The organism is Vibrio nigripulchritudo ATCC 27043 (assembly GCF_000222685.1).
GTDB lineage: Bacteria > Pseudomonadota > Gammaproteobacteria > Enterobacterales > Vibrionaceae > Vibrio > Vibrio nigripulchritudo.
The window spans coordinates 1-344 of the sequence record NZ_AFWJ01000250.1; the positions used below are offsets into that span (position 1 = coordinate 1).

The following is a 344-nucleotide window of genomic DNA, read 5'->3' on the forward strand; positions in this document are numbered from 1 at the left end:
ACGGATAGTTTGTTTTTACTTTTTAAAGTGAAGATAAATAAGTCGCGATGAGTGTTCACACAGATTGGTACGGTTTATAACGTTAAGAGCAATGTTGGGTCTGTAGCTCAGCTGGTTAGAGCGCTCGCCTGATAAGCGGGAGGTCGGTGGTTCAAGTCCACTCAGACCCACCACTATCTTCCCAAAGATAGCGGGTCAGACATTGAATCTTTATGGGGCTATAGCTCAGCTGGGAGAGCGCCTGCCTTGCACGCAGGAGGTCAGCAGTTCGATCCTGCTTAGCTCCACCATCTTTAAGTATTTTCTTGATACAGAATATTTAAAAATGGTTCTTAACGAATCAT

2 tRNA genes are annotated in these 344 nt (G+C 44.5%); both read left to right on the forward strand.

The window, feature by feature from the left end:
- Nucleotides 1-96: 96 nt before the first annotated feature.
- Nucleotides 97-173: transfer RNA gene (locus tag RH89_RS16980), tRNA-Ile, on the forward strand.
- Between the two features lie 41 nt (nucleotides 174-214).
- Nucleotides 215-290 (forward strand) — tRNA-Ala (locus RH89_RS16985).
- Nucleotides 291-344: the final 54 nt, after the last annotated feature.